At 67.0% G+C, this 24,908-nt stretch carries 23 protein-coding genes and 1 pseudogene; 9 read left to right on the top strand and 15 right to left on the bottom strand.

The genetic code is table 11. The features are described from left to right. Positions 1 to 97: 97 nt before the first annotated feature. From tilS to cysS, 4 genes are all read right to left on the bottom strand, one after another. Positions 98 to 1,507 (bottom strand): tRNA lysidine(34) synthetase TilS, encoded by a 1,410-nt coding sequence (gene tilS, locus HWX31_RS32360; protein ID WP_175934010.1) that lies wholly within the window; start codon positions 1,505 to 1,507, stop codon positions 98 to 100. A 49-nt stretch (positions 1,508 to 1,556) separates the two neighbouring features. Next, positions 1,557 to 2,528, bottom strand: coding sequence for an acetyl-CoA carboxylase carboxyltransferase subunit alpha (locus HWX31_RS32355; RefSeq protein ID WP_006478433.1), 972 nt, complete (start codon positions 2,526 to 2,528; stop codon positions 1,557 to 1,559). Between the two features lie 102 nt (positions 2,529 to 2,630). Next, positions 2,631 to 3,458, bottom strand: coding sequence for a DNA-3-methyladenine glycosylase family protein (locus HWX31_RS32350; protein WP_174965345.1), 828 nt, complete (start codon positions 3,456 to 3,458; stop codon positions 2,631 to 2,633). Positions 3,459 to 3,501: 43 nt separating this feature from the next. Next, positions 3,502 to 4,899, bottom strand: coding sequence for a cysteine--tRNA ligase (cysS, locus tag HWX31_RS32345; protein ID WP_174965346.1), 1,398 nt, complete (start codon positions 4,897 to 4,899; stop codon positions 3,502 to 3,504). A 234-nt stretch (positions 4,900 to 5,133) separates the two neighbouring features. On the opposite strand from cysS, the gene HWX31_RS32340 reads away from it, so the two are divergent. The 4 genes from HWX31_RS32340 (at position 5,134) to HWX31_RS32325 (ending at position 7,895) form a co-directional block, all read left to right on the top strand. Further along, complete coding sequence (locus HWX31_RS32340; protein WP_174965347.1) at positions 5,134 to 5,856, top strand: tetratricopeptide repeat protein; 723 nt, start codon at positions 5,134 to 5,136, stop codon at positions 5,854 to 5,856. A gap of 57 nt (positions 5,857 to 5,913) precedes the next feature. Next, entirely contained in the window at positions 5,914 to 6,489 is a 576-nt protein-coding gene (locus tag HWX31_RS32335) for a peptidylprolyl isomerase (RefSeq protein WP_174965348.1), read from the top strand. A 90-nt stretch (positions 6,490 to 6,579) separates the two neighbouring features. Next, positions 6,580 to 7,071, top strand: coding sequence for a peptidylprolyl isomerase (locus HWX31_RS32330; protein WP_174965349.1), 492 nt, complete (start codon positions 6,580 to 6,582; stop codon positions 7,069 to 7,071). Positions 7,072 to 7,094: 23 nt separating this feature from the next. After that, positions 7,095 to 7,895 carry a UDP-2,3-diacylglucosamine diphosphatase gene (locus HWX31_RS32325; RefSeq protein WP_174965350.1) on the top strand — a complete coding sequence of 267 codons (801 nt, stop codon included), beginning with the start codon at positions 7,095 to 7,097 and terminating at the stop codon, positions 7,893 to 7,895. A 60-nt stretch (positions 7,896 to 7,955) separates the two neighbouring features. On the opposite strand, the gene cysE is transcribed toward HWX31_RS32325, so the two are convergent. After that, positions 7,956 to 8,729, bottom strand: coding sequence for a serine O-acetyltransferase (cysE, locus tag HWX31_RS35220; protein WP_010092003.1), 774 nt, complete (start codon positions 8,727 to 8,729; stop codon positions 7,956 to 7,958). A gap of 174 nt (positions 8,730 to 8,903) precedes the next feature. Beyond that, positions 8,904 to 9,722: an RNA methyltransferase gene (locus HWX31_RS32315; RefSeq protein ID WP_174965370.1), complete on the bottom strand. Its 819-nt coding sequence runs from the start codon at positions 9,720 to 9,722 to the stop codon at positions 8,904 to 8,906. 278 nt (positions 9,723 to 10,000) lie between these two features. On the opposite strand from HWX31_RS32315, the gene HWX31_RS32310 reads away from it, so the two are divergent. After that, positions 10,001 to 10,804 carry an inositol monophosphatase family protein gene (locus HWX31_RS32310; protein ID WP_059616132.1) on the top strand — a complete coding sequence of 268 codons (804 nt, stop codon included), beginning with the start codon at positions 10,001 to 10,003 and terminating at the stop codon, positions 10,802 to 10,804. A 79-nt stretch (positions 10,805 to 10,883) separates the two neighbouring features. Here the strand turns inward: HWX31_RS32310 and HWX31_RS32305 are convergent, their stop codons facing one another. Together HWX31_RS32305 and HWX31_RS32300 are read right to left on the bottom strand one after the other, a co-directional pair. After that, entirely contained in the window at positions 10,884 to 11,519 is a 636-nt protein-coding gene (locus tag HWX31_RS32305) for a LysE family translocator (RefSeq protein WP_174965351.1), read from the bottom strand. 99 nt (positions 11,520 to 11,618) lie between these two features. Then, a complete protein-coding gene (locus HWX31_RS32300; protein ID WP_174965352.1) occupies positions 11,619 to 11,924 on the bottom strand; it encodes an H-NS histone family protein in 306 nt (101 codons plus the stop codon). 213 nt (positions 11,925 to 12,137) lie between these two features. Between HWX31_RS32300 and HWX31_RS32295 the strand changes: the two genes are divergently transcribed. Continuing rightward, positions 12,138 to 13,547 (top strand): aminotransferase-like domain-containing protein, encoded by a 1,410-nt coding sequence (locus tag HWX31_RS32295; protein ID WP_174965353.1) that lies wholly within the window; start codon positions 12,138 to 12,140, stop codon positions 13,545 to 13,547. Between the two features lie 343 nt (positions 13,548 to 13,890). On the opposite strand, the gene HWX31_RS32290 is transcribed toward HWX31_RS32295, so the two are convergent. From HWX31_RS32290 to HWX31_RS32280, 3 genes and pseudogenes are all read right to left on the bottom strand, one after another. After that, positions 13,891 to 14,310: a hypothetical protein gene (locus tag HWX31_RS32290; RefSeq protein WP_174965354.1), complete on the bottom strand. Its 420-nt coding sequence runs from the start codon at positions 14,308 to 14,310 to the stop codon at positions 13,891 to 13,893. Further along, complete coding sequence (locus HWX31_RS32285; protein ID WP_174965355.1) at positions 14,298 to 15,035, bottom strand: LysM peptidoglycan-binding domain-containing protein; 738 nt, start codon at positions 15,033 to 15,035, stop codon at positions 14,298 to 14,300. Before HWX31_RS32285 ends, HWX31_RS32290 begins: the two co-directional genes overlap by 13 nt. Positions 15,036 to 15,802: 767 nt before the next feature. Continuing rightward, positions 15,803 to 16,030 (bottom strand): annotated as a pseudogene (locus tag HWX31_RS32280) (DNA methyltransferase); the annotation flags it as partial. Positions 16,031 to 16,554: 524 nt separating this feature from the next. On the opposite strand from HWX31_RS32280, the gene mutS reads away from it, so the two are divergent. After that, positions 16,555 to 19,242, top strand: coding sequence for a DNA mismatch repair protein MutS (mutS, locus tag HWX31_RS32275; protein WP_415493193.1), 2,688 nt, complete (start codon positions 16,555 to 16,557; stop codon positions 19,240 to 19,242). Continuing rightward, entirely contained in the window at positions 19,223 to 20,500 is a 1,278-nt protein-coding gene (locus tag HWX31_RS32270; RefSeq protein ID WP_174965356.1) for a metallophosphoesterase family protein, read from the top strand. Before mutS ends, HWX31_RS32270 begins: the two co-directional genes overlap by 20 nt. Here the strand turns inward: HWX31_RS32270 and HWX31_RS32265 are convergent. After that, positions 20,480 to 21,022, bottom strand: coding sequence for an FKBP-type peptidyl-prolyl cis-trans isomerase (locus HWX31_RS32265; protein WP_059616123.1), 543 nt, complete (start codon positions 21,020 to 21,022; stop codon positions 20,480 to 20,482). The genes HWX31_RS32270 and HWX31_RS32265 overlap by 21 nt on opposite strands. Before the next feature lie 32 nt (positions 21,023 to 21,054). On the opposite strand from HWX31_RS32265, the gene HWX31_RS32260 reads away from it, so the two are divergent. Continuing rightward, positions 21,055 to 22,278, top strand: coding sequence for a cupin domain-containing protein (locus HWX31_RS32260; protein WP_174965357.1), 1,224 nt, complete (start codon positions 21,055 to 21,057; stop codon positions 22,276 to 22,278). Positions 22,279 to 22,600: 322 nt separating this feature from the next. Here the strand turns inward: HWX31_RS32260 and HWX31_RS32255 are convergent, their stop codons facing one another. The 3 genes from HWX31_RS32255 to bamC form a co-directional block, all read right to left on the bottom strand. Continuing rightward, positions 22,601 to 22,786, bottom strand: a complete 186-nt coding sequence (locus HWX31_RS32255; protein WP_174965343.1) for a hypothetical protein — start codon at positions 22,784 to 22,786, stop codon at positions 22,601 to 22,603. Positions 22,787 to 22,879: 93 nt separating this feature from the next. Further along, entirely contained in the window at positions 22,880 to 23,656 is a 777-nt protein-coding gene (locus HWX31_RS32250; RefSeq protein WP_174965358.1) for an MBL fold metallo-hydrolase, read from the bottom strand. A 12-nt stretch (positions 23,657 to 23,668) separates the two neighbouring features. Then, a complete protein-coding gene (gene bamC / locus HWX31_RS32245; RefSeq protein ID WP_059636229.1) occupies positions 23,669 to 24,814 on the bottom strand; it encodes an outer membrane protein assembly factor BamC in 1,146 nt (381 codons plus the stop codon). Positions 24,815 to 24,908: the final 94 nt, after the last annotated feature.

Raw genomic sequence — 24,908 nt, 5'->3', positions numbered from 1 at the left:
TCCGCTTGACAAGCCGGACGCCGTACCGGCGGCCGCTCCGGCGCTGTTTACCAAATAGTGAAAATCGGCGCGGCATCGCCCCGCGCTCCGGCGCCCGTCACGCGATCAGCAGGTCGGGCCGCCATTCGATCCGGCGCCATGCGCCGCCGTCGTCGACGTCCCCGCCATCGCGGTTCACGCCGAGCCGCGGCACGAAGAGCAGCCGGTCGCCCGCGAACAGCAGCGGCACGTCGCGCTGCCACGAAGGCACGCCGCGCTCCTGGAACAGGTTCTTCAGCGTGCGGCCCGGCCCGCCGGGCGCCGCGCGCATCCGCTCGCCGCCCGCACGGGCGCGCGCGGCGAGCGGTGCGGCGCGCAGCAGCGCGTCGGGCACCGCGTCCGCGTCGCCGGCCGCGGCCGGCGCGAACACGAACGTGCCGCGCCACGCCGGCAGATGCCAGGCCTCCTGCCCGCTCCACGTGCACGTGCATTCGGGGCGCGGCGCGGCACTGCCGTCGTCGGCCGGGTCGCCGCTGTCGCCCGCTTCCCAGGAGACGGCATCGCGATACAGCCGCAGGCACTGCCCCGCGTGATCGACGCGCAGCGCGTGCGCGTCGTGCGCGTCGCGCAACTGCCGCATCATGTCGGCGAGTCGCGCAGCTGACGCGCCCGGCAGGCCGAGCCTGCGCATCCAGAAACGCAGCAGGTTCGCGCCGCGCGCATCGTCGAGCGCGACCAGCGCGCTGCGCGACAGCGCGCGTCCGTCGTCGCGCACGGCGCCGGCGAAATCCAGTTCCGCCAGATCGTCGAGCAGGCGCTGCGCCGACGCCGCATGTTGTGCGGCCCGGCCGAGCGCATCACGAAAGCCCGGAAAGTGCACGGCGAGCGCCGGCAGTACGTCGATCCGCAGCGCATTGCGCGCAAAGCGCGTGTCCAGGTTCGATTCGTCGTCGATCCACGCGAGCTCGCGCTGCGCCGCATAGCGCTCGAGCTGCGCGCGCAGCAGCCGCAGCAGCGGACGCACGCGCTCGACGCGTGCCGCCGCCGGACGGTAGCGCGGCGCCATCGCGGCGATCCCGGCGATACCCGCGCCGCGCAGCAGCTGCAGCAGCACCGTCTCGGCCTGATCGTCGGCGTGCTGCGCCAGCCACAGCACGGCCGCGCCATGCCGCTCGCACATCGCGTCGAGCGCCGCGTAGCGGCTCTCCCGCGCACTCGCCTCGATCCCGGCGCCGCTGTTGCGCGGCACGTCGACGCGCATCGAATCGAATGCGACGCCGAACTTCGCGGCGCTCGCCTTCGCGTGCGCGGCCCACGCGTCGGCGTTCGCGCTCAGCCCGTGGTGGACATGCAGCGCGATGCAGCGCGACGCGCCCGCGACGCGTACGGCCGCGTCGAGCAGCACCGACGAGTCGAGCCCGCCGCTGTACGCGATCGCGATGCGTGCGCCGGACGGCGCGTCGGCAAGCGCAACGCCGACCGCATCGAGGACGACGCGGTCGGCGGAAAATTCGCTCGGTGGGATCACGATGGAAAAGCGCGCACGCGGGCGCGCTGCGATGGACGCACGCGGCGGGTCATGCGCCCGGCGTGGTTTCCTTGAACTTGCCGTAGGCCATCAGGCGTTCGAAGCGGCGCTCGCGCAGCGCATCGATGCTCATGCCCTGGAACTGGCGCAGCGAATCGGCGAGCGCACGGCGCAGCAGCGCGGCCATGCCCTTCGGATCGCGATGCGCGCCGCCGAGCGGCTCGTTGATGATCTTGTCGATCAGGCCGAGCGCCTTCAGGCGGTGCGCGGTCAGGCCAAGCGCTTCGGCCGCCTCGGGCGCCTTCGCGGCGCTCTTCCACAGGATCGACGCGCAGCCCTCCGGCGAGATCACCGAATAGGTCGAGAACTGCAGCATCATCACGGTGTCGGCCACGGCGATCGCGAGCGCGCCGCCCGAGCCGCCCTCGCCGATCACGGTCGTGATGATCGGCGTCTTCAGCTCGGCCATCACGTACAGGTTGCGGCCGATCGCTTCCGACTGGCCGCGCTCTTCCGCGCCGATGCCCGGATACGCGCCCGGCGTATCGACGAACGTGAAGATCGGCAGCCCGAATTTCTCGGCGAGCCGCATCAGGCGCTCGGCCTTGCGATAGCCTTCCGGACGCGGCATCCCGAAGTTGCGCGCCGCGCGCTCCTTCGTGTCGCGCCCCTTCTGGTGGCCGATCACCATGCACGGATGGCCGCCGAAGCGCGCGAGGCCGCCGACGATCGACAGGTCGTCCGCGAACGCGCGGTCGCCGTGCAGCTCGTGAAAATCGGTAAACAGCTCCGCGACGTAGTCGAGCGTGTACGGGCGCTGCGGATGCCGCGCGATCTGCGACACCTGCCACGGCGACAGGTTCGCGTACAGGTCCTTCGTCAGTTGCTGGCTCTTCTTCGACAGCCGCTCGATTTCTTCCGAAATATCGACAGCCGAATCGTCCTGCACAAAGCGCAGCTCTTCGATCTTGGCCTCGAGTTCGGCGATCGGCTGTTCGAAATCCAGAAACGTGGTTTTCATGTGTTCGAATCCTTGGGTCTTGCGGCAGCGCGTATTCTACCCGCGCGCGCGACGCTCAAAACCGGTTCTCAACTATTGATGTTTAAAACCCGATAGCCCTGATCAGGCCCCGGTGTCCAGCGAGTCCAGGCTGCGCCACATGTACCAGGTCGCGACGGTGCGCCACGGCTCCCAGTTGGCCGCCACTTCCCGCGCCTCGCTGCGCGTGACCGGCTCCCCGCTGAAATAATTGACGCTGATCGCGCGGATCAGGCCGGGATCGTCGAGCGGCAGCACGTCCGGACGCGACAGGTTGAAGATCAGGAACATCTCCGCCGTCCAGCGGCTGATGCCGCGGATCTGCGTGAGTTCCGCGATCACGTCCTCGTCTTCCATCGACGTCCACTTGTCGACGTGCAGCGCGCCCGACACGAAGTGCTGCGCGACGTCGAGAATGTATTCCGTCTTGCGCTTCGACAACCCGCACGCGATCAGCTTGTCCGGACCGAGCTTGATCACCTGCTGCGGCGCGAGCTTCGGGCTGGCCGCCTCGATGCTCGCCCACACCGACTGCGCGGACGCCACCGAGATCTGCTGGCCGACCACCGAGCGCGCGAGCGTGACGAACGGGTCGCCGCGCTTGACGAGATGCGCGGGGCCGAACTTCGGGATCAGCTTCTTCATGATGCGGTCGCGCTTGACGAGATCCGCGCATGCCTTGTCCCAGTATGCGGGACGCACGACGACGTCGACGCCGTCGACCTCCGCCGGCGCGACTGCGTCGGATGCGCGCGCCGGCTTCGCCGCCGGCGGCTGCGCGTGACCGTTGAGCGCGGCGCCGTTCGGCGCGACGCGCTTCGCGTCCGCCTTCGCCGCCGGCGCACGCTTGGCTGCCGGACGCGCAGCGACAGGCGTCGCGCGCTTGACCGGCGCTTTTCTGGCCGTTGCCATCTTGCCTCCTACCTGACGAATCGGTCAGTGGAACGCTGCGCGCTCATACGCGGCGCCATTCGGTCGACCCGCCCGGTTTGTCTTCAAGCGCGACACCGGCTTCGAGCAGTTCCGCCCGGATCCGGTCCGCTTCGGCATAGTCCTTCGCACGTTTCGCCGCGCCGCGCGCGGCGATCCTCGCTTCGATCTCGTCGGCCGCCAGCGCGCCTTCCTGCGCGGCGCCAGCCGCCTGCTGCAGGAACGCGCGCGGCTCGCGGCCGAGCAATCCCAATAGTCCCGCCAGCTGCTTCAGCTGGCGCGCCAGCGCCGCATCGCGCGCGCGGTTCACTTCGCCCGCCAGCTCGAACAGCACGGACACCGCGAGCGACGTGTTGAAATCGTCGTTCATCGCGGCCGCGAAGCGCTGCGCGTGCGGCTCGTTCCAGTCGAGCGCGGCCGCATCCGGCGCGATGTCCTTCAAGGCGGTGTAGAGCCGCGTCAGCGCCGCGCGCGCATCGTCGAGATGCACGTCGCTGTAGTTGAGCGGCGAACGGTAATGCGTGCGCACGATGAAGAAGCGCACGACCTCGGCATCGTACTGCTCCAGCACGTCGCGAATCGTGAAGAAGTTGCCGAGCGACTTCGACATCTTCTCGTTGTCGACCTGCACGAAGCCGTTGTGAATCCAGTAATTGACGAACGTCTGGCCGGTCGCGCCCTCGCTCTGCGCAATCTCGTTCTCGTGGTGCGGGAACTGCAGGTCCTGCCCGCCGCCGTGGATGTCGAAATGGTCGCCGAGCAGCGTGCAGCCCATCGCCGAGCACTCGATGTGCCAGCCGGGCCGGCCCGCGCCGTACTTCGAATCCCACGACGCGCCTTCCGGATCCTCCGCCTTCGCGCGCTTCCACAGCACGAAATCGAGCGGATCTTCCTTCGCATCGTTCGCGGCGACGCGCTCGCCCGCGCGCAGGTCGTCGAGCGACTTGCCCGACAGCTTCCCGTAGTTCGCGAACTTGCGCACCGAATAGTTGACGTCGCCGTCATTCGCCTGGTACGCGTAGCCGTTCGCCTCGAGCGTCTCGATCATCCCGAGCATCTGCGGAATGAAGTGCGTCGCGCGCGGCTCGATGTCCGGGCGCTGGATGCCGAGCGCATCCTCGTCCTCGTGCATCGCGGCGATGAAACGGTCGGTCAGCGACTTGATCGTCTCGCCGTTCTCGACCGCGCGGCGGATGATCTTGTCGTCGATGTCGGTGATGTTGCGCACGTACGTGACCCGGTAGCCGATCGCACGCAGCCAGCGCTGCACGAGGTCGAACACGACCAGCATGCGCGCGTGGCCCACGTGACAATAGTCGTAGACGGTGATTCCGCATACGTACATCCGCACCTCGCCGGGCTGGCGCGGCACGAAAACTTGCTTGTCACGCGCGAGCGTGTTGTAGATGCGCAGTGATTCCATAGAGATGAACCGTGAGCCGAAGAAAACCGCCATGGCGATACTCGCCCTGCATGCGAAACGATCGAGCCGCCGCCGCGGCATCGTGCCGCGCGTCCTCGATATCACATGGAGCGGTCAGGCTGCAAGCACAGCGGTGACGGCCACGAGAGGCAAAAGAAAGACTGCCTGCGGCTCGCCGGAACGCGCAGACGTTTTGTTAGAATGGCTCGGAGTATAACATTCCGATTTACGCCTATGAAATCTCCCCGCGGCCGCGCGCAGAGCGCTGCGACCCTCGTTGCGACCGCCGTCATGGGCGTCGCGCTGACGTTCCTGCCTGCCGCCGCGGCCCACGCGCAGAAGGGCCAGCCCACGGCCGACGGCACCCCCGAGATCGACTCGTCGATCGCCGGCAAGCAGTGGAAACAGGCGCTCGCGCAGCTCGACGCGCGCATCGCCGCGAACCCGCACGACGTGCAGGCCCAGTTCAAGCGCGGCACCGTGCTCGCGCGCCTGAACCGCGACGACGACGCGATCCAGCAATTCGTCGCGATCACCCAGGCCTATCCCGAACTGCCCGAGCCGTACAACAATCTCGCGGCGCTCTATGCGAAGCACGGCCGCTATGACGAAGCGCGCTCGGCGCTCGTCACCGCGACCCAGACCAACCCGAGCTACACGCTCGCGTACGAGAATCTCGGCGACCTGTACCTGCGCCTCGCGGCCGAATCGTACAAGCGCGCGCAATCGCTCGGCCGCACGAGCGGCCCGACCGCGCAGCGCCTCGCCGACCTGCAGAAGATCATCACGCCGCCGAAGGCCGCCGCGGGCGCGCGCGCCGCCGCACCGTCGACGCGCGCGTACTCGGACCGCGCGGCCGCGAACGTGACCACCACCACGTTGCCGCTGTCGCCGACGTTCCAGTTCGGCGGCCCGTCCGGCGCAATGACGGCACCGTACGTCGCGCCGTCGCAGTAAGCGGCGCGCGACACTCCACCCACCCTGGCACTCCACCCATCCAACCAGAGGATCGCAATGAAACGTCTGTTGCTGGCGCTTGGCGGCGCCGCCCTCCTCGCGACCGCACCCGCGTTCGCGCAAACGGCCACTGCGCACCCCGTCGTGCAGTTGAAGACCTCGCAGGGCGACATCCGCGTCGAGCTGTACCCGGAGAAGGCGCCGAAAACGGTCGCCAACTTCCTCGATTACGTGAAGGCCGGCCAGTACAACGGCACGATCTTCCATCGCGTGATCAAGGGCTTCATGATCCAGGGCGGCGGCTACAAGGCCAACTTCGACGAGAAGCCGACGCGCGCGCCGATTCCGCTCGAGAGCCGCAATGGTCTGAAGAACACGCTGGGCACGATCGCGATGGCGCGCACGAGCGACCCGAATTCGGCGACTGCGCAGTTCTTCATCAATACGGTGGACAACGGCGGCCTCGACTACCCGAACCCGGACGGCAACGGCTACGCGGTGTTCGGCAAGGTCGTGTCGGGCCTCGACGTCGTGAAGAAGATCGAAGCGGTGCCGACGACGGTGCGCGGCCCGATGCGCGACGTGCCGGATCAGGCCGTCCTGATCGAATCGGCGAGCGTCGTCTCGAAGTAAATCCGGCCGGACCCCGTTCCGGCGACTCACGCGGCCGCGTCGCACGACCGGCCGCGTGCCATTTAAACCGCCCTATCGAAGGAATTCATCATGGTTGAACTGCACACGAACCACGGCGTGATCAAGCTCGAACTCGACGCCGAAAAAGCGCCGAAGACGGTCGAGAACTTCCTGAACTACGTGAAGAAGGGCCACTATGACGGCACGGTGTTCCATCGCGTGATCAACGGCTTCATGATCCAGGGCGGCGGCTTCGAGCCGGGCCTGAAGCAGAAGCCGACGGACGCGCCGATCGACAACGAGGCGAACAACGGCCTGAAGAACGACACGTACACGGTCGCGATGGCGCGCACCAACGATCCGCACTCGGCAACCGCCCAGTTCTTCATCAACGTGAACGACAACGATTTCCTGAACCACTCGTCGCCGACGCCGCAAGGCTGGGGCTACGCGGTGTTCGGCAAGGTCGTCGAAGGCCAGGACGTGGTCGACAAGATCAAGGCCGTGAAGACGGGCAACGCAGGCTTCCATCAGGACGTCCCGACCGACGACGTCGTGATCGAGAAGGCCGTCGTCGTCTGACGAGCCGATACGGAGGCACTTCGATGTTGCAGGAGACTCCGCCGCGAAGCGTCTCCGCGGGCGTGCCGGGCGAGCGCGAATACGCGCAGGCCGCACGCCCGTTTCTGTTCCTGTCCGATCTGCATCTGAGCGATGCGATCCCGAAGACGGTCGCCGCGTTCGAGCATTTCGTGACATACACCGCGGACAGCGCCGACTCGGTCTTCATTCTCGGCGACCTGTTCGAATACTGGATCGGCGACGACATGCTCGACGACGATCCGTTCGTCAAGCACATGGCCGCGCTGCTGCATACGCTCTCCGAGCGCGGCATCGCGCTCTACGTGATGCACGGCAACCGCGACTTCCTGCTCGGCAAGCGCTTCATGAAGGCGGCCGGCGCGATGCTGCTGCCCGATCCGGCGCTGATCATGGCGTTCGGCCAGCGCATCGTGCTCGCGCACGGCGACGCGCAGTGCACCGCCGACGTCGGCTATCAGGTGTTCCGGCGCTTCGCGCGCAACCGCCTCGCGCAGTGGCTGTTTCTCGTGTGGCCGTTTCGCTGGCGCCACGCGCTCGCGGAACGCATGCGCGCAAAGAGCGAAGCCGGCCGGATGCGCCCCGCCTCGCCGATCTACGACGTCACGCGCGAAGGTGTGGCCGCGCTGTTCAGGCAGAGCCGCGCGAGCGTCATGATCCACGGCCATACGCATCGCCCCGCGCGCCATCTCGAACCCAACGGCGTGCGCTGGGTGCTGCCGGACTGGGATCTCGATCACGGAATGCCGCGCGGCGGCTATCTGCGCGTCGACGCCGAAGGCATCCACGCGATGCCGCTCGACTGACGGCCGCAGGCCCGGCAGGCCACGGCCGAACGGCTGCCGCCCGCGGCAACGCCCCGCCGCTCAGGACTCGCGCTCGACCGCCTTGCCTTCCAGCACCGCCGACAGGCGGCGCAGGTCGAGGCGCGCCGCATCGGCGCCCTGCAGCGTTTCCAGATGCGTGCCGAGCCGCTCGAGCGCCGCGACGATTTCGTCGACGCGCCGGCTTTCCTTCGCCGCGTGATCGATCAGCCCGTGTATCGCGAGCGACATCGGATCGTCCGCATTCGGCGTGATGCCGTACGCACAGAACGCCGCGCGCTCGGGTTGCGGCTTCGGCTGCGCCGGCATCACGACGCGCGCCGGGTTGCCGACCGCCGTGCCGCCCGCCGGCACCGGCTTCACGACCACCGCATTCGAGCCGATCTTCGCGCCCGCGCCGATCGTGAAACCGCCGAGCACTTTCGCGCCCGCGCCGACGATCACGCCGGCCTCGAGCGTCGGGTGACGCTTCGCGCCGCGCGTGAGCGACGTGCCGCCCAGTGTCACGCCCTGGTAGATCGTGCAGTCGTCGCCGACGATCGCCGTCTCGCCGATCACGACGCCCATCCCGTGATCGATGAACACGCGCCGGCCGATCGTCGCGCCGGGGTGGATCTCGATGCCGGTCAGGAACCGGCCGACCTGCGACGCGAAACGCGCGAGCCAGTAGCGCCTCGCGCGCCAGCACGCGTGCGCGAAGCGGTGCAGCATCAGCGCATGCAGCCCCGGATAACAGGTCAGCACTTCCCAGGCACTGCGAGCGGCGGGATCCCGCTCGCGAATCGTCGCAACGTCTTCGCGCAGTCTCGTGAACATGGTCTGATCTGGGGAAAAGGCCGGCGCGCACCGCCGGCAATGGCCGGCTTTATCGCGCCGGCTGCTTTGTATATGACGTTCGGCGATTTTAGGGCGAGTCGCGCACGCTCGCACGACGTCGCGCATTTCTCCCCGGCGCCGGCGCGGGTATTCGCGCGGCGGCCCCGCGGTGCGTCAGGCGTCGCGGTCCGGCGTGCGAGATTTCAGCAGGATGTGCTTCGCGATGCCGCGCAGGATGTTCAGCTCCTCCCGCTCCAGCCCGGTGCGCGCGAACAGGCGCCGCAGCCTCGGCATCAGCTTCTTCGGATTGCGCGGGTCGAGAAAATCGAGCGCGATCAGCGCGTTCTCGAGGTGCACGTACATCCGCTCGATCTCGTCGCTCTGCGCGAGCGTGCCGGCTTCCGGCCGCGGCAACGACGCGTTCGCGCGTTCGAGGAACGCGATCCGCAGCTCATAGGCCAGCACCTGCACCGCCTGCGCGAGGTTGAGCGAGCTGTACGCCGGGTTCGCCGGAATATGCGCGAGCGCGCTGCACTGGTCGACGTGCTCGTTCGCGAGGCCGGTGCGCTCGTTGCCGAACACGATCGCGATGTCGCCCGTGCCGACCTGCGCGCAGGCCTGCTCGGCGGCCGCGCGCGGCGCGAGCCGCGGCGGGCCGTACTCGCGCGTGCGCGCGGTCAGCGCGATCGACCAGTGGACGCCGGACAGCGCGTCGCCGAGCGTCGGCACGACGTGCGCGGACGCGAGCACGTCGTCCGCACCGCTCGCCATCGCGATCGCCTCGGGGTCGCTCTGCACGTGCGGCACCCGCGGCGCGACCAGCACGAGCCGCGAGAAGCCCATTGTCTTCAGCGCGCGCGCGGCGGCGCCGACGTTGCCGGGATGGCTCGGCTCGACGAGCACGAAGCGGGTTGACGTAAAGCCGCCGCGCAGCGGCTCCGACGGCTGTGCCGCGCCCGATGCGGACGGCGCGGTGTTCTCCATGGTTTCCAACACGGTACGACTCGATAATCAGAATGGCCGTATGGTATCGCCAACGCGGGGCCAAACCCACCTGTCCGGACGGCCAGTGGGGTTTCCCCGCACTCCCGTCGCCTAAACGGGCCGAAAGTCGGGTAAAATCATGCCTTTACGCGCCGCCCAGGCGGCGCGGGTCGTGCCCGCTCTTTGTCAATTCGCGTCTCACCTCGCCCACGCGCGCCTGCGCCGTTGCGGGCGAGTTGTTCCACTTTCGTGGCGGCCACCTGCCGCCGGCTACAGGATCCAGGCTCATGCATCCCATGCTCAACATCGCTGTCAAGGCTGCGCGCCGCGCCGGACAGATCATCAATCGCGCCTCCCTCGATCTCGACCTGATCGAGATCCGCAAGAAGCAGCATAACGACTTCGTCACCGAAGTGGACAAGGCCGCCGAAGACGCGATCATCGAGACGCTGAAGACCGCCTACCCCGATCACGCGATCCTCGCGGAAGAATCGGGCGAATCCGACAACGAATCCGAATTCCAGTGGATCATCGATCCGCTCGACGGCACGACCAACTTCATCCACGGCTTCCCGTACTACTGCGTGTCGATCGCGCTCGCGCACAAGGGCGTCGTCACGCAGGCCGTCGTCTACGACCCCAATAAAAACGACCTGTTCACCGCCACGCGCGGCCGCGGCGCGTACCTGAACGACCGCCGCATCCGCGTCGGCCGCCGCGACCGTCTGTCGGAATCGCTGATCGGCACCGGCTTCCCGTTCCGCGAGAAGGACGGCCTCGACGCGTACGCGCGCCTGTTCACCGAGATGACGCAGGCCTGCACGGGCCTGCGCCGCCCGGGCGCAGCTGCGCTCGACCTCGCGAACGTCGCCGCCGGCCGCCTCGACGGCTTCTTCGAGCAGGGCATCAACGTGTGGGACATGGCGGCCGGCAGCCTGCTGATCACCGAAGCCGGCGGTCTCGTCGGCAACTACATGGGTGAAGCCGACTTCCTGCATCGTCACGAGATCGTCGCGGCGAACCCGAAGGTCTACGCGCAGATGATCCCGATCCTGAACCGCTACAGCCGCCTGCAGCCGGCCGCGGAATAACGGCGCCCATGCGCCGCAGACGGCCCGGGTCCGCCTTGCGCGGACCCGGGCCGTTTTCCTTTCCGGGCCGCCCGAAACGCTACGCGAGCGAGCGAATGAAGCCCGCCGCGAGCACGCAGTAGAACAGTCCGCAGAACAAGCCGAACGGCTTGCGCGTGCGCGCGAAGAACGGCCCCGCCGAATGCGACGAGAACGCGAGCGCATACGTCGTGAACACGATGAAGCCGAGCGTCGCACAGCCGGCGACGAGCACGAAGCTCGTCCACGCCGACGCGTTCGCCGACAGCCCCAGCGTCGTCACGGTCAGCCACGACAGGATCGCCTTCGGGTTGGTCAGGTGGATGCCGAGCCCCTGCAGATAGAACCTCGCCAGGCTGCCGCGCCGCACCGGCGCATCGGCCTTCAGCGGATCGCGCGTCGAGTACGCGGCGCGCACCGCCTTGTACGCGAGCCACAGCAGGTAGCCCGCGCCGAGAATCTTGAGCCACATGAGCAGCGCCCCGGACGACAGCAGCATCGCGGACACGCCGGCCGCCGCCGTCACGCCCCAGCACAGCGAGCCGGACATCACGCCGGCGGCCATCGCGAGGCCGGGCGTGCGCCCGTGGTTGAGCGACGCGTTCGCGATCGACAGGTTGGCGGGCCCCGGCGTTGCCGTGCCGATCAGGTAGACGGCGAACGCGACGCCGAAGCCGGAGAAGTGGGCGAGGCTCATATCAGCGAGAACCCGCATCTGGACGGCGCCGATGCTCCGATCGTGTTTGCCGAACAGTCGATCGAGACGGATGAAACATCGCCGCGAAGATTCCCGTCGTCATGTCGACGCCCTGATCAGGAACATCGTCCGATCGCGGCCGGCAATCCACCGAGGTTCCCGTCCACGCCCGCTCCAGACGGCGCCGGATGCCGGGTCGCGATACTTTGCAATCACAGGGGCACGACGCCTGATTCGACGTGACCGACGCTGAATGCCGTCGAACAGGTCCTCGGGCTTCAGGTCGAACTCGGCGATCGCTTTCTGAATTTCCTCGAGGGCATGCCCCACTTCCCTCTCGCGGGCAAGCGCCGCCTGGGCCTGTAGCGTTTGAATCCTGGCTTTCAGATCGTCATAGGTCGGCATGTGGTTTCCTCCGGATCAAAGTGCCTTCGCTACCGTCCTGCGTCATTCAATGCACTTGCCGCTCGCCTCGACCATCGCATTTCCGAAAGACGGTGGCCCCGATTATTCGACTAGAATGCGTGCGAGGGAATGAACAGAACCGAACAATCACCTCCAAAGTGTTCAGCCGTTTTTACTGAACACTTTGGCCGAAGTCCTTGACGGTGGCGTCCGATGAAACTCGCGCTCGACACGACGACCGGCGTTCCGCTGACCGAACAGCTGGTCGACCAGATCGAACGGATGATCCGTTCGCAGCAATTGCGCGGCGGCGTGAAACTGCCGTCGATCCGCAAGATGGCGGCCGATCAGCAGATCAGCCGCTTCCCGGTCATCGAGGCATACGATCTGCTCGCTGCCCGCGGCCTGATCCGGCCGCGCCACGGCTCCGGCTTCTACGTGACCGACCGGCTCGACGCCGGCGCGCTCCCGGGCGGCACGGACCCGCGCGTCGCCGAGGAGGAAACGAGCCACATCCTCAGGCAGTTCGCGTCGCTGGACGATCGCGTGAAACTGTCGAGCGGCTTCGTGCCGGCCGCGTGGCGCGACGTCGACGGCATCGCGCAGGCGGTGCGGCACGTCGTGCGCGGCGACACGGCGAACCTCGTCGACTACGCGCAGCCGCAGGGCGATCCGCTGTTGCGCCAGCAGCTGTGCCGGCACCTCGCGCCGCTCGGCATCGACACCCAGCCGCAGCAGATCCTCGTCACGCACAGTGCGAGCCAGGCGCTCGATCTTGTCGTGCGCCTGATGCTGAAGCCGGGCGACACGGTGTTCGTCGAGGATCCCAGCTACTTCAACCTGTTCGGTTTGCTGAAGCTGCACGGCGTGAAGCCCGTCGGCGTGCCGCGCCGCGCGACGGGGCCGGACATCGAGGCGGCCGAGGCGCTGCTGCGCGAACACCGCCCGAAGCTGTTCTTCGTCTCGACCGTGCTCCATAACCCGACTGCAACGAACATTGCCCCGCCGATCATGTTCCGGCTGCTGCAGCTCGCGCATCAGCATGGCTTCACGATCGTCGAGGACGATGTCTACGGCGATTTCGAGGCGACGCCGTCGCAGCGGCTCGCGACGCTCGACCAGCTCGAACGCGTGATCTATGTCGGCGGGTTCTCGAAGACGCTGTCGTCGTCGCTGCGGGTCGGCTACCTGGCCGCGCGCTCCGACCTGATCAAGCATCTCATCGACCTGAAGGCCCTCACCAGCATGGGCGGCGCGCGGATCGTGGAAAGCATCGTCGCGCTGCTGCTCGAGCGCGGCACGCACCGCAAGCACCTGGAGCGGCTGCGCCGGCTCCTTGCGCAGGCGTCGGCGCACACGGTCGCGCGATTGCGGCAGGCGGGCTGGCAGGTGTACGCGCAACCGAACGGCGGGATGTTCGTGTGGGCATGCGTGCCGGGCGTCGACGATTCCGCGCGGCTCGTCGAACTCGCGCGCACGCTCGGGCTCGATCTCGCGCCGGGGCGCGACTACCGGCCGAACGGCGACGCGACGCCGTGGGTCCGGCTCAACGTGGCGGCGGCGAGCGATCCGCAGGCGGCGCCGTTCATCGACGCGGCGGGGCAGTTCGGGCGGGGGAGCTGACGGACACGAACCCTGCTGCCCCGACTGGTGCTCGCCGCGCTCGATCGGGCGAACGCACTGGATACCCGCGATCGATGTCGACGTCGCACTGCTGACGCTGCGCCTGAGGCGAACGGGCCCTCGGCAACCCGGCCGTGTCATGGCCACCTCGATAACCCGGATGAACCCTGGACATGCGCGGGACGCACATTAACCCGCCCAAGACCAACCGATTACGCTCATTTTTGACGGAATGCACGTCCGTCAGTACCGAAACCTCAACGGACGCGAAATTGCTCAAAGGCACGCCCGCCGCGGCCTCGAGCGACACGCAGTCGGCGGCGGCCCGAACCGTCGCCGGCCGTCAATCGGGTCCCGTCATCGAGCAAGACAAAACCTGTCTTTCTGGCCGGGATGAGTTGCGCCAATCGGGCAGCGCCCTTTTTTCGAATGCCTCGAATGATGGATATCCGCTCACGTTCCAGTTGTACCGGCTCGCCTGCTCGACCTCTACGACTTCAAACCGGCATCGGCTGCTGCGCTGCTTGAGCCGGTAGACGATACGCCGGCGATCACCGTCCACACCGCGCTCGAGCACGTCGTAGCGCGACGGCCCGCAGATGCTGTACGTCGAATTCCATTCGATTGTCCGACTGCGTATGAATAGCCCGCCCGAGCACGCGCGCCCGGTCCCGGCGAACTCGCCGACAAGTGGTCTGTCCGCAGCGACGGCAAAACCCGAAAGGATGGCCACGGTGAGCGCGACGTATCTTATTGCGGACATATGGCGACCTCCCCCTTTCCGATGACCGTCAGCGCATAGTCGAGCTTCTTTGCATACATCGGATCACCGACGTTGTAATACGCCGCAATGCTCGACGTCGTCACCGCCCTCCATCCCACGATGGCCTTTTTCATCGCAGCCTTCCTGTATTTCACGACCTGGCCAGGCCGCAGCACACCCACGGTCGGATTGAGAAGCCTGATCGACTCAATCGTGCTGCCATTGTCCCGCGCTATCTTATAAATACTGTCTCCCGCCTGTACCGTCACCTCATACACTGTCGCATCCGTATCCGGAACACTCTTGATTGAATAATTTGCCATCCGCATCAGCAAATAGCCGATGCCGGCGCGGATATTGTGAGACGGCATGGTGATGGCTGCCCCGATCGTCAGCTTTTCCTTCCAGGCCGGCGGCACAATCAATTCCCCTCCTTCCCGACCGTTCAGCAATGCATTCAGGCCAGGGTCGCCGGGGTTTCCGATTTGTATCGGATTCGATACCCATTTGTCGCTTTCCGCCCCGGTTTCCACCCATATCATCGCTTTGACGAGATGCCAGTCCAAGGGCTTGTATCCTGCGGTCCCAGACAAATGCCGGTTGTATTCGCTCACCGCGATCTGAATCTCGCAGTCCCAAGCATTCCATTTGGCGTCGCTCTCGGCCCGATCGATGCCAACCTGCCATTTCTCGAATTTAGTTTTGTGCGGCGTCTGCGTTGCCATACCCCTCCTGTCGGGAAATTGCGACGATTCGATGAACATGACCCATGCAAGGAATGCACTTCGATCACTGTTCCAACGCCAGAAAACTACCCCAACTCCCACAAAACAGGAGCGCCACATCGAACGTCAGCGCAATGCACGCGCGCCATTTCGGATGTACCGTCCCATCGAACGTGCATGCGCTCGCTCGCGCAGCACCACATAGAATATTCAACGAACGTCAAAAAAGGGATCAGCCGTTCCGCCGAGCCGCCCGGGAATCGGGATGCAGTGCCATAGCGGTCACAACACTATTGCTTGGCCGTTCGGCCAGTATCGAGTTGCCGCCGACTTTGCGATCATTGATTGCCGTCGCGCGAGCCGGCGATAGCGCGGTACCCGCTTCCGTCCAGGCGCTCGTCGGAAACTGTGCTGGAACGCCGCGTCGGATCATCGCCCGCCGAGTCGGCTGGCGTTGCCAACAGGACAACGGCACGCAGCGATTCGACGCATGCCAGCACCGTCGCGCGGATTTCCGAACGCACCACCGCCCCGCCCGCGTAAATGGCATCGCGAACGAAGCAACGAGCCGTGCTCCGCAACGACGCGAGTACCCACTCAAGGACCTGAGACGCAATTCGGTTCTTTCTGCCGTACAACCGTAAACTGAGAACAAGATCGACATCAGCCTCCAGTTCAGGGACGAGTCATTGGCCCCTACGGACTTCGAGAAGATCCTGTCACGCATTCACGTCGACGATGGGCGCAATCGACGCCGACATCATCGGTTAGAACAGTCCCACGGGCTGCGCCGCGTCATCCCGGCTGAAGATGATCAGCTCGTTCCGCTCGACGCCCCTCCCACCTCCGACCGTCTACTGAATCGGCGCGGTCTCGATGTGAAACCCGTCGAATACACGCCGAACGTCCGGGTGATCGTTCAAGCTCACGATTGCCCGACCCTTTAGCGAGCGCAGTGGCACGGCTATCTTCTCGTATTCATCGAACGGGAACGCCGCCCTGATCATCGTCCTGAACATCCGGGCAACCTCGGCCGCGCCCTTCGACTTGCGGTTATGCTCGGCGCCCCCTCCAGGTATGCCAAACGGACATCACCCACTGTCAGCGAATCCCCTTGCTGTACCATTACGCCGTCAGAGCCGTGGCTTGCCGCTTTGATCAGCGCCGGGTCGTTGCCCGCGTTGCGCTCGTCTCTCAGGCGCGCCCATTCAACGGCCGCCACTGCGACGAAAAGCGCAGGCCATTCGCCGATTTTGATTGGTCGCATGCGCCCGTCGACGGGTGACTTGCAACGGGAAATCCAGTTGCGACGCGACGTTGTCGCCTGCAGCCGAACGCCGGGACAACCGTCGATATTCCGATGTGCACCGGGCAAAAGTTGCTTTGCCGTCGCGGCATGCCGACGGCGTAGGCGTAGATTACGGGAAGTCCGAAAAGCTACGTTCGCCGCAAAAATTTAGCAAGATGTCATGACACGGGGAAACTCGATACCGAGCCCCAAAAGGAACGGAAAGCCTTGATGGATAAGGACGCGCAGGAAATTTCAGAATCAAGACAGCAGCTTACGGAAGCCGCTCTCAGCAACCACACGCCGATGATGCAGCAGTACCTGCGCATCAAGGCCGACCACCCCGACACGCTCGTCTTCTACCGGATGGGCGACTTCTACGAGCTGTTCTTCGAGGATGCGGAAAAGGCCGCGCGCCTGCTCGACCTGACCCTGACGCAGCGCGGCGCATCGGGCGGCAATCCGATCCGCATGGCCGGCGTGCCGCACCACGCGGTCGAGCAGTACCTCGCGAAGCTCGTCAAGATGGGCGAATCGGTCGCGATCTGCGAACAGATCGGCGACCCGGCCACGTCGAAGGGCCCCGTCGAACGCAAGGTCGTGCGCGTCGTCACGCCGGGCACGCTGACCGACGCCGCGCTGCTGTCCGACAAGACCGACGTCTACCTGCTCGCGATGTGCACGGGCCACAACAAGCGCGGCGTCGCGGTCAACATCGGCCTCGCGTGGCTCAACCTCGCCAGCGGCGCGCTGCGCCTCGCGGAGATCGAACCGGAGCAGCTCGGCGCCGCGCTGGAGCGCATCCGTCCGGCCGAGATTCTCGCGGCCGACGCATCGGCTGACGCGATGCCCGCCGGCGCAGGCGCGCTCAAGCGCGTGCCGGCCTGGCATTTCGACATCGCGGCGGGCACGCAGCGCCTGTGCGACCAGCTCGACGTCGCGAGCCTCGACGGCTTCAGCGCGCACTCGCTGACGAGCGCCTGCGGCGCCGCGGGCGCACTGCTCCTGTATGCGGCGGCCACGCAAGGCCAGCAGTTGCGGCACGTGCGCAGCCTGAAGGTCGAGAACGAAACCGAATACATCGGGCTCGATCCGTCCACGCGCCGCAACCTCGAGCTGACCGAAACGCTGCGCGGCACCGAGTCGCCGACGCTGTATTCGCTGCTCGATACCTGCTGCACGACGATGGGCAGCCGCCTGCTGCGCCACTGGCTGCACCATCCGCCGCGCGCGTCCGTCGCCGCGCAGTCGCGCCAGCAGGCGATCGGCGCGCTGCTCGACGCGCCCGCGAACGCGAGCCTCGATGCACTGCGCAGCGCGCTGCGCCAGATCGCCGACGTCGAACGGATCACCGGCCGCCTCGCGCTGCTCTCCGCTCGGCCGCGCGACCTGTCGAGCCTGCGCGACACGTTCGCCGCGCTGCCGGCGCTGCGCGAGCGCATCAGCCCGATTGCCGGCAACGCGGACGCGCTCGTCCGCCTCGACGCCGCGCTGGCGCCGCCCGCCGAATGCCTGGACCTGCTGACGAACGCGATCGCCCCCGAGCCGGCGGCGATGGTGCGCGACGGCGGCGTGATCGCGCGCGGCTACGATGCGGAGCTCGACGAGCTGCGCGACATCTCGGAAAACTGCGGCCAGTTCCTGATCGACCTCGAAGCACGCGAACGCGCCCGCACCGGCATCGCGAACCTGCGGGTCGAGTACAACAAGGTGCACGGCTTCTACATCGAAGTCACGCGCGGGCAGACCGACAAGGTGCCGGACGACTACCGCCGCCGCCAGACGCTGAAGAACGCCGAGCGCTACATCACGCCCGAGCTGAAGACCTTCGAGGACAAGGCGCTGTCCGCGCAGGAACGGGCGCTCGCGCGCGAGCGCGCGCTGTACGACGCGGTGCTGCAGGCGCTGCTGCCGTTCATTCCCGAATGCCAGCGCGTCGCATCCGCCCTCGCGGAACTCGACTTGCTCGCCGCGTTCGCCGAGCGCGCCCGCGCGCTCGACTGGGTCGCCCCCACGTTCACCGACGAGATCGGCATCGACATCGAGCAAGGCCGGCATCCGGTCGTCGAGGCGCAGGTCGAGCAGTTCATCGCAAACGACTGCAAGCTCGGCACGGAACGCAAGCTACTGCTGATCACCGGCCCGAACATGGGCGGTAAATCGACGTTCATGCGGCAGACCGCGCTGATCGCGCTGATGGCCTATGTCGGCAGCTACGTGCCGGCGAAGTCGGCGTGCTTCGGCCCGATCGACCGGATCTTCACGCGCATCGGCGCAGCGGACGATCTCGCCGGCGGCCGCTCGACGTTCATGGTCGAGATGACCGAAGCCGCGGCGATCCTCAACGACGCGACGCCGCAAAGCCTCGTGCTGATGGACGAAATCGGTCGCGGCACGTCGACGTTCGACGGCCTCGCGCTCGCGTGGGCGATCGCGCGGCACCTGCTCGCGCACAATGGCTGCTACACGCTGTTCGCGACGCACTACTTCGAACTGACGCAGTTGCCGGCCGAATTTCCGCATGCGGCCAACGTCCACCTGTCGGCAGTCGAACACGGTCACGGCATCGTGTTCCTGCACGCGGTCAACGAAGGTCCCGCCAACCAGAGCTACGGGCTGCAGGTCGCGCAGCTTGCAGGCGTACCGGCGCCGGTGATCCGCGCGGCGCGCAAGCATCTCGCGTACCTCGAGCAGCAGTCGGCCGCTCAGCACACGCCGCAGCTCGACCTGTTCAGCATGCAGCCGGCTGCCGACGATCTCGAATGCGCGGACGCGCCGGCCACGCCGAGCGCGCCCCACCCTGCGCTCGAAAAACTGCGCGACATCGACCCCGACGACCTGAAACCGCGCGAAGCGCTCGACCTGCTGTACGAGCTGCGCGCGCTCGCCCAGTCGCACGATGCCGACGGGCACGCGTAAGCGCGCGGTGGCCGGCCGGCTCGTGCACGCAGCCGTCGCGCTCGCCGCGGCGGCTGCGCTCGCGCTTTCCGGCGCGCTCGCCCAGGCGGCGCCCGCGAAGCGCGCCGGCGCGCCCTATTCGTTCGCGGTCGTCTCCGGCGTGATCGCGTCGCCTGCGGACGAGGTCGCCGCGCAGCGGATGCTCGAGGCGATGGCGCGCGAGCGCAACCTCGCGTTCGTCGTGTATGCGGGGGATCTCAAGGGGCCCAGGGAAGCATGCCGCGATGCGCTGTACACGCAGCGCGGCGCGATTCTAGACGCATCGCGCGTGCCGCTCGTGTTCGTGCCCGGCCACGACGACTGGGTTACCTGCAACACGGCGGCGGGAGGCGGCTACGACCCGGTCGAACGGCTCGACTTCGTGCGGCAGACGCTGCTCGCCGGTGCGGCGCAGCCCGATCCGGGCGCGCTGCAGATCACGCGCGAGAGCGAAGTCGCGCGTTTCCGGCCGTATCGCGAGAACGCGCGATGGGTGCGCGACGACATCGTGTTCGTCGCGCTCAACGCCCCCGCGCCGAACAATTACTTCCTGACGGCCGGCGGCCGCAACGGCGAGTTCGAGGATCGCATCGTCGCGAACGGCTTCTGGATCGACCACGCGGCCGAATACGCGAAGCGGCGCGACGCGCGCGCGCTGGTCGTGATCTTCGAAGGCGACCCGAAGTTCGACCGCTACGAGCGCGCCGAACGCTTCGCGTGGCTGCGCTTCAACCGCCCGCGCGTGCGCGACGGTTTCCGCGAACTGAAGCGTACGCTGGTCAAGGCGGCCGCCACGTTCCGCGGCCCGATACTCGTGATGCACGCGAGCGGCGAACCGCTGGCGAACGGCTTCGCCATCGATCGCCCGCTGCGTACCGACAATGGGGAACTCGTAGGCAACCTGACGCGCGTCGCGATCGGACCGCGCCGGACTGCCAGTCAATGGGTGAAGGTCGGCGTATCGCCGGCGCGGCAGACGCTGTTCAACGTCAGCCTGCAGGACGTGCCGAAGAACCTGCCGGTGCCGCCGGCTTTGCCGGCCGCACCGCACGACGATGTCCCGCTCCCGCAGATGCCGGAGATTCCGGCCCTGCCGGCGCTGCCGGACGCCTCGTCGGTCGCGCCGCCGCTGCCGGGCGACAGCAGGGCGCCGAATGACGCATCAGGCCCCGCGCCGGCGCCCTACTTCACGGCTCCGACGCAAGGCGCGCCCGCCAGCTCAGTGCAGCGTGCGCCCTGACGGCTCGCCGTCCTCGTCGTCCTCATCCTCGTCGACGATTTCGAGCCCTTCCGCGCCGTGCGCGTGCTCATGCTCGATTTCGTCTTCGGTGGCTTCGCGCACGTCCTTCACGGTCAGCGAGAAACGCAGCGCCATGCCGGCGAGCGGATGGTTGCCGTCGAGCACGACCTTGTCTTCCGCGATGTCGGTCACCGTGTAGATCAGCGAGTCGATCTCTTCGTCGCCGTCCTCAGGCGTGCCTTCGAACTGCATGCCAACTTCGATCGGCTCGGGAAAACGGTCGCGCGGCTCGATCTTCACGAGCTCGGGGTCGTAGTCGCCGAACGCATCCTGCGGCTCCAGCTGGACCTGCGCCTGGTAACCCGGCTCCTGGCCGTCGAGTTGTTCCTCGATCTTGGGGAACGTGCCATCATAGCCGCCGTGCAGATAGACCATCGGCTCGTCGCTTTCCTCGATCAGATTGCCTTGCGCATCCGACAGCTTGTAAGCGACCGATACGACGGTGTTTTTTGCGATTTTCATCCAATTCTCCCAAATACAACTCTCATTATACGATGCGCAAACGGTCTCAAGCCGAACCGCTGGACGGCGCAGCCGCCGCGTTCGGCGCGCCGCCACCCGATCTTCCCACGCCGCTGCTCGGCGGCCTCACCCCGGCGCAATTCATGCGCCGCTACTGGCAGAAGAAACCGCTGCTGATCCGCCAGGCGATCCCCGGCGTGACGCCCCCCGTCTCGCGCGACGCGCTGTTCGAGCTGGCGGGCGACTACGACGCCGAATCGCGCCTGATCACGCACTTTCGTAACAAGTGGCAACTGGCGCACGGCCCGTTCGACGACGACGCGCTGCCGCCCGTCACGCGCAAGGCCTGGACCCTGCTGGTGCAGGGGCTCGACCTCCACGTGGACGCAGCGCGTGCGCTGCTCGACCGCTTCCGCTTCATCCCGGACGCGCGCCTCGACGACCTGATGATCTCGTATGCGACCGACGGCGGCGGCGTCGGCCCCCATTTCGATTCGTATGACGTATTCCTGCTGCAGGTCGAAGGCAAGCGCCGCTGGCGCATCGGCGCGCAGCGGGACCTGTCGCTGCAGCCCGGCGTGCCGCTCAAGATCCTCGAGCATTTCGAACCGAGCGACGAATGGGTGCTCGAGCCCGGCGACATGCTCTACCTGCCGCCGCACATCGCACACGACGGCGTCGCCGAAGGCGAATGCATGACCTGCTCGATCGGCTTCCGGGCCCCGTCCGCCGGCGAACTGGGCGCCCAGTTCCTGTACTACCTCGCGGAGCGCGGCGGCCTGCGCAGCGGCGCCCGCAGCGACGACCTCTACCGCGATCCGAAGCAGCCCGCCGTCGAGACGCCGGCACACCTGCCGCCTGCGATGGTCGAACGGGTCGCCGCGATCGTCAACGGCATCCGCTGGCGCGAACAGGACGTCGCCGAGTTCCTCGGCTGCTACCTGAGCGAGCCCAAATCGAACGTCGTGTTCGACCCGCCCGCACTCGCGCTTTCCGAGGCGGCATTCGCCGCGCAGGCCGCGCGGCGCGGCGTATGTCTCGACAGACGCGCCGCATTGATGTATAACGCGCGCTCGTACTTCATCAACGGCGAGGAAGGACCACTCGATCAGGCCGCCAAATGGCTGCCCGAGCTGGCCAATCAGCGTCGGATGGAGGCGAAACGGTTTGTAACACTATCCCGGGATCCCTCCATGACAGCATTACTGCACGAGTGGTATTGTGCGGGCTGGATACGGGTCGGAAGCCGGGATTAGTGTGAGTTGACCCGTAGCCCACGCAAATCAAAATTTGTATGGGAAAGACAACGTATTGACCCCGCATTTGTCGACGGTCGATAGGAAAGTGCATATAATTTCCGCCCAAGCCGTAGGGAAGATTCACGCTCTAGAAGTGCGTCTCCACCAGCGGCCCAGGTCGGTGTTGGAGCACATTACCGGTATTGTTTCGCGCTGTTGCTTACCCTTTAACCATAAAAGGACGTGATCATGAAGAAATCCCTCCTCGTAGCTTCCCTGCTGGCTGCTGTTGCACTGGCTGCTTGCAACAAGAGCGCAGACCAAGCTGCTGCGCCGGCTGCTAGCGACGCTGCTGCTGCAGCTTCGTCGGCTGCTTCGGCAGTGACTGGCGCTGCTGCGAGCGACGCGACGGCTGCCGCTTCGTCGGCAACGGCTGCTGCGAGCGACGCAGCTGCTGCTGTGGCGTCGGCTGCTTCGGCAGCGACGGCTGCTCCGGCTTCGGGCGCAAGCCAGTAAGCCTCAGCATCAGCTGAAAAAAAACCGGCCTTCGGGCCGGTTTTTTTACGTCTGCGCGTTTTGACATGCGCAGGCATCCGCGCCGGGCCGCAGGCCCGCCCTCCTACGTCAACGCAAGCCAGTCGAAGCCCGTTTCCTGCGTGGCGACGACCACGTCGCTCCCGTCCGTGCCCAGCACGCCCGCAAACCCCTGGCGGGCCAGTTCCGGCCTGTTGTTCTGCTGGCTCAGGTGAGCCGCCACGAGATGCTGCAGGCGGCTGCGTTCGAGCGACGCAAGGATGTCCGCCGCCGCGTCGTTGCTCAAGTGCCCGTGACTGCCGCCGATCCGCGCCTTCAGCGACTGCGGATAGCGGCTCGAGGCCAGCATCGCGGTATCGTGGTTCGACTCCAGCACCAGTGCGTCGCAGCCGCTCAGGACGGCCGTGATGTGCGGCGTGGCCCCGCCCACGTCGGTCAGCACGCCGAGGCGGTGGCAGCCGTCCGTGAACACGAACTGGAGCGGCTCCCGCGCGTCGTGCGGGACCGTGTACGGCAAGACCGCCAGATCGCGTATCCGGGCCGTCTCGTCGCCCCACAGGACGTGGAGCTCGACGTCCGCTTCGTCCGCGCCGACCGCGCGCGCGGTGCCCCAGCTCATGTAAAGCGGCAGCGACGCGCGCCGGGCGAGCGTCAATGCGCTGCCGACATGGTCGCTGTGTTCGTGGGTGATGAGGATCGCATCGAGATCGTCGATGCCGAGATGCAGACGGCCGAGCCGGCGCTCGACCTCCTTGGCGGAAAAGCCGCAGTCGAGCAGCACGCGGGTGGTGGTCGCGCCGCTCGCGGCTTCGACCACCAGTGCGTTGCCTTCGCTGCCGCTTCCGAGGCTGGCGAATCGCACGCGCTTAGTTCCTTAGTTCAATTGCGCGTGAAGCAGCGAGATGATCCGCTGGGCGTCCGACGAGTTGTCGACCTGGCCGTTCGCGTCGACCACCGCGACCTGCGTGCCGCCATTGCCCTGCGCACGCACGTTGACGACGAATTCCCTGCCCGGCTTCGCCGCCGACGGGCCGCCGTAGAACAGCTTGCCGAACAGGCCGTCGCGCTTCAGCTCTTCCATCGAATTCGCGTAGCGCACGTAGTACATGCCCTTCTCGCGGTCGCGGTTGTCGACCGTGAAGTTGGTGCGATCGAGCGCGAGGCCGACGCGCAGCCACGCGCGATCGAACGATTCGGCAAGCTGCAGCGTCGCCGTGCCGGCGCTCGCGGCGCTGACCTGCGCGGGCGCCGTCGCCGGCCGCGCGTCGGTCAGCAGTTGCTTCGCCTGCGTTTCGGACAGGCCGAACTTCTGCATCAGCTTCGCCAGGAACACCGCCTCCAGCACCGGATTGCGCGGACGCTCCTCCCAGCGCGACGACGTGCCGCCCTGCGGTCCGACCATCATTTCCTCCATCGCGCTGTGCGTGATCGAGATGTCGGTGTTGCCGTCCGCCGTGCGGTTCACGAGCGTGCGGAAGCGGTCGCGCGTGCCGGACGAATACACGAAATCGACGACCCGGCCGATCGTGCGGCGGAACCAGTCGTCAGGAATGTTCGCGCGGTTCTCCGCCCAGTCGGTGGCCATGATCCCCGTCGACGGCGCGTCGGTCTTCAGCGAGAAGCCGTTGTCCTGCCAGAAATCCTTCAGGAGCGGCCAGAGCTGCTCCGGCGTGCGGCCGTCGACGACGAGCCAGCGGCGGTCGCCGTCGCGCTCGACGTGCATGCCGAGCGGATCCTGCGCGGTCGGCACGCCGTCCGTCGCGGTGCCGGCTGCCGTCGTCGCGCGCGGCGGCAGCGTGCCGAGGCCGGCGTTGGCCGGCGGCGCGACGAACTGCTGGCTCGTCGGCACCGGCTTCAGGTCGCTCGGCACCGCGAGCGGCGGCGCCGAACCGGTGTTCTTGTAGTTGACCTTGTCGGGGGCCAGATAGTCGTTCAGCGTATCGCAGCCGGCGAGCGCGCCCAGCGCAAGCGCCACCACCGAAACCTGGATGGCGCGAGAGGAAAAGGCGAAACGTTTCATGAAATCCTTCGTCTTGCTAGAACGCTCGTCAGGAGCGGCGCCGGACGGAGCCGGCCGGTGCGGGTTGATCGGGGAATGAACCGGCGGACGATGC

Origin of the sequence: Burkholderia ubonensis (genome assembly GCF_902833085.1) — a bacterium.
In the GTDB taxonomy this organism is placed as follows: Bacteria; Pseudomonadota; Gammaproteobacteria; order Burkholderiales; family Burkholderiaceae; genus Burkholderia; species Burkholderia ubonensis.
This window is presented reverse-complemented; position numbering and strand designations above follow the sequence as displayed.